The 6,235-nt window shown below is 41.5% G+C and carries 5 protein-coding genes, 1 tRNA gene and 2 rRNA genes; 2 read left to right on the forward strand and 6 right to left on the reverse strand.

The features are described from left to right. Positions 1-2: 2 nt before the first annotated feature. Both ACHSBP_RS04265 and pepA read right to left on the reverse strand, forming a co-directional pair. On the reverse strand, positions 3-443 hold the full coding sequence (locus tag ACHSBP_RS04265) for a DNA polymerase III subunit chi (RefSeq protein ID WP_010559571.1): 441 nt from the start codon (positions 441-443) through the stop codon (positions 3-5). Between the two features lie 21 nt (positions 444-464). Next, positions 465-1,976 carry a leucyl aminopeptidase gene (pepA, locus tag ACHSBP_RS04270; RefSeq protein WP_010559570.1) on the reverse strand — a complete coding sequence of 504 codons (1,512 nt, stop codon included), beginning with the start codon at positions 1,974-1,976 and terminating at the stop codon, positions 465-467. Positions 1,977-2,131: 155 nt separating this feature from the next. Between pepA and lptF the strand changes: the two genes are divergently transcribed. Together lptF and lptG are read left to right on the forward strand one after the other, a co-directional pair. Then, positions 2,132-3,247, forward strand: a complete 1,116-nt coding sequence (gene lptF / locus ACHSBP_RS04275; RefSeq protein WP_010559569.1) for an LPS export ABC transporter permease LptF — start codon at positions 2,132-2,134, stop codon at positions 3,245-3,247. Beyond that, positions 3,244-4,308 (forward strand): LPS export ABC transporter permease LptG, encoded by a 1,065-nt coding sequence (lptG, locus tag ACHSBP_RS04280; protein WP_010559568.1) that lies wholly within the window; start codon positions 3,244-3,246, stop codon positions 4,306-4,308. The genes lptF and lptG overlap by 4 nt, the downstream gene beginning before the upstream one ends. A 46-nt stretch (positions 4,309-4,354) precedes the next feature. On the opposite strand, the gene ACHSBP_RS04285 is transcribed toward lptG, so the two are convergent. From ACHSBP_RS04285 to rrf (ACHSBP_RS04300), 4 genes are all read right to left on the reverse strand, one after another. Then, positions 4,355-4,852: an RDD family protein gene (locus ACHSBP_RS04285; protein ID WP_395388214.1), complete on the reverse strand. Its 498-nt coding sequence runs from the start codon at positions 4,850-4,852 to the stop codon at positions 4,355-4,357. A gap of 148 nt (positions 4,853-5,000) precedes the next feature. After that, a tRNA-Leu gene (locus ACHSBP_RS04290) sits at positions 5,001-5,085 on the reverse strand. Between the two features lie 839 nt (positions 5,086-5,924). Then, positions 5,925-6,039: ribosomal RNA gene (rrf, locus tag ACHSBP_RS04295) — 5S ribosomal RNA — on the reverse strand. Positions 6,040-6,123: 84 nt separating this feature from the next. Continuing rightward, positions 6,124-6,235: ribosomal RNA gene (gene rrf / locus ACHSBP_RS04300) — 5S ribosomal RNA — on the reverse strand; the annotation flags it as partial.

Genomic DNA, 6,235 nt, shown 5'->3' on the forward strand with positions numbered 1-6,235 from the left:
TACTAAATCTCTATCTCTTGTGTCGACAAATGCGCCCCTAGTTGACGCATTACTTTGTAGCGTTCACGCGCTACGCCTTTTAATTGTTCATCAGCAGGTACAAAATCATATACCTCTGAAAAGCGACGAATAAAATCGGGCACCGTTTTGGCCAGATTTATTATCACTTTGCGATTTGCCACTGGCGCTGACTCGCCAATTTCAACAGGTGATCCTGCTTGTGGTCCCTCGCCTTGCAGATTGTGTGGAACAAAGCTATCTACTTCGAATTGCCACAGGTGCTCATCTATTACATGTGCATCCTCTTGATTATCTACAAGAATAAATACTTTTTTTCCCTGTCGGTAACAATCTGCAGCTAGCCTTGCCGCTAGATCAAAATGAGCCGGAATGGAATTTACCGGCTCATTTAGTTGTTTTAGAACGTAAAATACTGCGTTCATTAAACTGCCTCTAGAATCACTTTAGGCATCTTGCTCCATATTAACATCAGCACGATTTAATAGATACTGAGTTAACATTGCAACTGGGCGACCTGTTGCACCTTTATTTTTGCCACTGCGCCATGCAGTACCAGCAACGTCAAGGTGAGCCCAATTGTACTTTTTAGTGAAGCGCGATAAGAAACATGCCGCAGTAATTGTACCGGCTGCACGTCCGCCTAAGTTAGTGAAATCGGCAAACGGGCTTTCTAGCTGTTCTTGATACTCATCCCAAAGCGGTAATTGCCATGCTCGGTCACCACTTAGCTCTGACGCTTTTAATAAGTCATGTGCCAGTGGATTATGGTTTGCTAGTAAACCTGATGTTTGGTGACCAAGTGCGATAATACATGCACCTGTTAACGTCGCTACGTCAATTACGGTATCAGGGTCAAATGCTTCAACATAGGTTAATGCATCACATAATACTAAGCGGCCTTCAGCATCGGTATTTAATACTTCCACTGTTTGACCAGACATAGTTGTTAAAATATCACCTGGGCGGTATGCATTGCTGCTTGGCATGTTCTCACAGCCTGCGAGCACTGCAATCACGTTAATTGGTAATTGCATTTCAACAATCGCACGCATCGTACCAAGTACCCCTGCAGCACCACCCATATCGTATTTCATTTCGTCCATGGCTTCGCCTGGCTTAATTGAAATACCACCTGAGTCAAAAGTTAGGCCTTTGCCCACTAACACGATTGGTGCTTTGTCTTCTGGCGCGCCTGTGTAGTGAATAACCGACATAATCGATTCATTCGCGCTACCACGGCCTACTGCTAGGTATGAGTGCATACCTAACTCTTCCATTTCTTTTTCACCAACAAGGTTAACTTTTACGTTGTCGTAATTTGCTTCAAGTTCTTTTGCTTGCTCACCAAGGTACGCTGGGTTACAGATATTTGGTGGCATGTTTGCAACGTCTTTACACAGTTTTTGGCCGTGTGAAATTGCAAGGCCGTGTTCAATCGCTGTTTCACCAATAGTTAATTCGCGGCGCGTTGGTACGTTGAAAACGATTTTACGAAGCGGTCTACGCGCTTCACTCTTTTTGCTCTTTAACTGATCGAAAACATATAGGCTGTCTTGTGTTGTTTCTACCGCTTGACGTACTTTCCAGTAGGTATCGCGACCTTTAACATGCAATTCAGTTAAGAAACATACTGCTTCCATTGAGCCCGTATCGTTTAACGTACTAATGGTTTTTGAAATAATTTGCTTATATTGCTTATCATCAAGCTCACGTTCTTTACCACAACCAACTAATAGCACGCGCTCACTTAACACGTTTGGTACATGGTGTAATAGCAACATTTGCCCAGGCTTACCTTCTAAATCGCCGCGGCGTAGCAAATTAGAAATATAACCATCGCTAATACGATCGAGTTGCTCGCCAATTGGTGATAAACGACGAGGTTCATAAACACCCACAACAATACATGCACTGCGTTGTTTTTCTGGGCTGCCACTTTTAACGCTAAATTCCATAGCGACTCCTGAGTGATTTTGACTATAAATTAAACCAAAACAAACTTAATTTTTAAATTTAAGTCCTAATGGCATATATTTAAGTTGTAAAAATACAAAGTTTACTTAAAATTTCAGACTATTCCAGTAAAAAGACAAGTTTTGTAGAGGTCGCGGTGTTAATCTTTCGCTATTTATCGACAGAAGTATTCAAATCACAGCTCGCTGTATTCCTCACCTTGATGACTATTTTCGTCAGCCAGAAATTTGTCTCGATTTTAGCTGACGCTGCAGAGGGCTCTATTCCCGGCCAATTGGTGTTGCAAATGGTGCTATTAAAGCTGCCACAATTGGCATCTTTAATTTTACCGTTAAGTATTTTCCTTGGCATTATTTTGGCCTACAGTCGCATTTATGCCGACAGCGAAATGACAGTATTAAAGGCATGCGGTGTAAGCGAATGGTACGTAGTTCGCTTAACACTCGTGTCATCTACTGTGTTGGCAGTGCTGGCAGGCTTTTTAACGCTGACCCTTGCACCATGGGCAAACGAGCACGAGTATCAGCTAAAAGAAAAGATTGAAGCTGATGCAGGCCTCGCTGCGCTTCGCTCAGGACGCTTTCAACAAACCGATAACGAAAAAGCCGTGGTGTTTATTCACGATATTAAGCAAAATGGTACTGAACTAGACCGTGTTTTTTATGCGCAAATAGATAGCGATAAAAATGGTCCTACATCGGAAGTGGTATACGCCGAAAAAGGCAAAGTACAAGAAGACAGAAATACCGGCGAACAAAAATTAGTGCTCAGTGATGGTAAGCGTTATGAAAACCCTGCTGGCAGTAAGCAACTTCAGCTTACAGAATTCACTAACTACGAAGTGCAAATTCAAGATCAAGCAATCGAGCAAAAACGCCGTAAATTAGAAGCCTTGCCATCGATGCAATTATTAGAGCAAGGGACAACCGAGGCGATTGCACAATTTCAATGGCGATTAGCGGTGCCATTATCAATCCCACTCTTAACCCTAATTGCTGTGCCGCTATCGGTAGTTAATCCAAGACAAGGAAAGTTCGCCAAGTTAGTACCTGCGATTTCCCTTTATTTGGGTTACTTTGTGCTGTTGAATGCAGGCACGTTTTTAGTACAAGAAGGTAAAGTCCCGACATCTATTGGCCTTTGGTGGATTCACCTAAGCGCTCTGTTTATAGGTGCCTTTTTAATTCTTCGTGATAGGCCTTTAGGCTCCACCATTCGAGCTTGGTTTAGTAAGAAGGAGGCCGTAGCATGAGAATTTTAGATGGCTATTTAGGTCGCAGTTTATTGCAAACCACAGGCTTTACCCTACTCGTATTAGTAGGCATTGGTACACTGATTAAGTTTATAGAGCAACTAAGATCGGTTGGCCGCGGTACATACGATATCGTAGATGCTGTTTTATACACCTTGTACAGCATGCCCTACGACATCGTTGTATTCTTTCCTATGGCTGCATTAATTGGTGGCCTGCTTGGGCTGGGTGCACTTGCTTCAAACAGCGAGCTTGTTGTTATGCAAGCAGCCGGTTTATCACGTTTTCAAATTATTCGTTCAGTGATGAAAACTGCACTGATCTTAGCAGTTGTTATGATGGCAATCGCTGAATGGGTTGTACCTGAAGCGCAAAAAACGGCTAAGCAGCTTCGTACAATGGAAATATCCGGCGGGAGCATATTTAACGCACAAAAAGGCGTTTGGGCTAAAGATGGCAATACTTTTATCAATATCAATAATGTCGATGAGTCGGGTCGCTTAGATGGTTTAACCATGTACCAATTTAATGAGCGACTGGAACTGCAAACAATCAAACGTGCAGAAAAAGCGATTCCGGAACAAAACGGTTGGCAGCTTTATAAAGTGCAACATTTAGCAATTGATGCAAATAGTACAGATACATCTATATCAGAAAACTATTTCTATGAGTCAAAACTTACTCCGGAAAAGCTTGGTGTAGTATCTGTTAAACCCGAAACACTGTCTTTCACAGGCTTGTATTCTTACCTCTCATACCTAAAAGAGAATGACCAAGATACCAGCACCTATGACCTAGCGTTTTGGCGTAAAGTAATGCAACCGCTTACTATCGCTGTGATGTTATTAGTGGCACTGTCATTTATATTTGGCCCACTAAGAAGTGTAACAATGGGCGCACGAATTATTATGGGCGTAGTGACAGGTATTATATTTCATTTAACAGACCGTATTTTTGGCCCGTTTGTATTAGTGTATGAATTACATCCGTCAATTGGCGCAATAATGCCTAGTTTGATCTTTATCGCAATTGCAACTTTCTTACTAAAAAGGCGCCAATAATAGCGCCTTTGACTTTCTGAACTATGTCTCCAGAGCTCGTAAAATATTAATCGAGCTCGCGATACACCTTTTTATTTTCTTCTTTCGACAGCGTAATAACTTCCGTCTTAGCAAGATAATCTTGTAGTGAACGTTTGTTCTTAAAATCAATCAGTACTATTAAATTTCCTAGCCCTAATAACGCCGTAATCGCCCTGATAAGCGCTTGTGGCTTACTAATAGGTTTACCGTCTAAGTTTCTCACTTTTAATCGCCATGCACGCATACCGATCGTCTGGCCGCCCTTAGTCCAAAAGTAAACATAAAAGAAGCAAGCCACACACACTAAATAAAACTGATTAATAAAGTTCCATGGTTGGGTTGTTACAAAGTGAGAGATGTCTGCATCTTCACTTTTACTGATTAACCCCAATGAAAGAAGCAGCTCAAGAGCACCAAGGAAGATAATCTGCGCCAACATGATAATCGCGATTGTCGCTAACGCATCGTATACCCATGATGCTAGACGACGCATAAAACCAGTTCGTTGTTCGATATTTGACATAAAAGTAGTAAAACCTCAAATCTATGGGATGCGTTATTCTAACCTAGAGTTAAGATCACACGCTAATTAAAGTTAAAACAAGCTAATTTCAGGCACAAAAAAACCGACTTACGTCGGCTAATTTTATTTAATGCTATGTAGCATTAAATGGTACCAGTGGGCGGACTCGAACCGCCACGCATTGCTGCGGGGGATTTTGAATCCCCTATGTCTACCAATTCCATCACACTGGCACAAATTACAATACAAAGGCTACGCTTTATAAAGTAATTGCATTATACAAACTAATAGTACCACAGCAAGTAGTTTTTTATGTTTACGACTCAACTGGTTAGGAAATAAACTCAAATCCTAATTAACACTCTTGCAGAGTGGACTTATTACTTGAAAGAAAACTATATATCGATGATAAATCAAAGCGATTAGTTTACGAGTAGGTTATTTATGTAGGGATATATAAATCGTTAGTTAAAGACTTTAGATTTCATAATAAATCACTGTTGTTTCGCAGTTACGACTACTTGTTAGCAATGGTAAATAGATAGTAACTTCTGATAAGTAATATCCAAAAGCCAGCCTTAAAGTTTCAACGACAGATAATAACCAAATAAAGATGGTAGCCCTTTTCTGTACTGACTTTAGACGCAAAAAGCCCGCTCGATGAGCGGGCTTTGATATATATGGGTATTCGAATATCGATAAGCTTCATGGATGAAGGGCTTTTATCGATCTTACTTACTTAATTAGTAGCGTTGGAGATGTGCAAGTGCCCACAGCGGTGAAGAGGCACATGTGTGACGATGGACCGAAACGGAGTTTCGCAGCCTAAGGAAGTGAGCGCAAGGATGCGCGATGGGGCCCAGCTTCATGGATGAATTAAAGCTTTGCAAATTCATTAAACGCTAAAATTCAAAAAGCCCGCACATTTAGCGGGCTTTTCATTTAGTTATTAGCGTTGGAGGTGTTCAAGTGCCTACAGCGGTGAAGAGGCACATGGGCGTTTGCCCTGTTTTTTTGAGTCATAAATGCAAAAAAGCCTCAACATAATGTTGAGGCTTTCTTTTAAATAGGGGCTTGGCGATGTTCTACTTTCACATGAGCGAACCCACACTATCATCGACGCTGTTTCGTTTCACTTCTGAGTTCGGCATGGGGTCAGGTGGTTCCAAAACGCTATGTTCACCAAGCAAATTCGGTAATTTGCTTTTTATTATTTATTTTAGGCTTTAAAAAACCCGTTGCATTTAAGCAACGGGTTTCTTTAATTAGGAGCTTGGCGATGTTCTACTTTCACATGGGCGAACCCACACTATCATCGACGCTGTTTCGTTTCACTTCTGAGTTCGGCATGGGGTCAGGTGGTTCCAAAACGCTATAGTCACC

This window comes from Pseudoalteromonas sp. XMcav1-K (genome assembly GCF_044005875.1).
In the GTDB taxonomy this organism is placed as follows: domain Bacteria; phylum Pseudomonadota; class Gammaproteobacteria; order Enterobacterales; family Alteromonadaceae; genus Pseudoalteromonas; species Pseudoalteromonas spongiae.

What these genes read in the sequence shown, in the direction of transcription:
- ACHSBP_RS04265 (WP_010559571.1), bottom strand. Translation starts at nt 443, where the DNA reads ATGAACGCAGTATTTTACGTTCTAAAACAACTAAATGAGCCGGTAAAT.
- lptG (WP_010559568.1), top strand. Translation starts at nt 3,244, where the DNA reads ATGAGAATTTTAGATGGCTATTTAGGTCGCAGTTTATTGCAAACCACA.
- pepA (WP_010559570.1), bottom strand. Translation starts at nt 1,976, where the DNA reads ATGGAATTTAGCGTTAAAAGTGGCAGCCCAGAAAAACAACGCAGTGCA.
- ACHSBP_RS04285 (WP_395388214.1), bottom strand. Translation starts at nt 4,852, where the DNA reads ATGTCAAATATCGAACAACGAACTGGTTTTATGCGTCGTCTAGCATCA.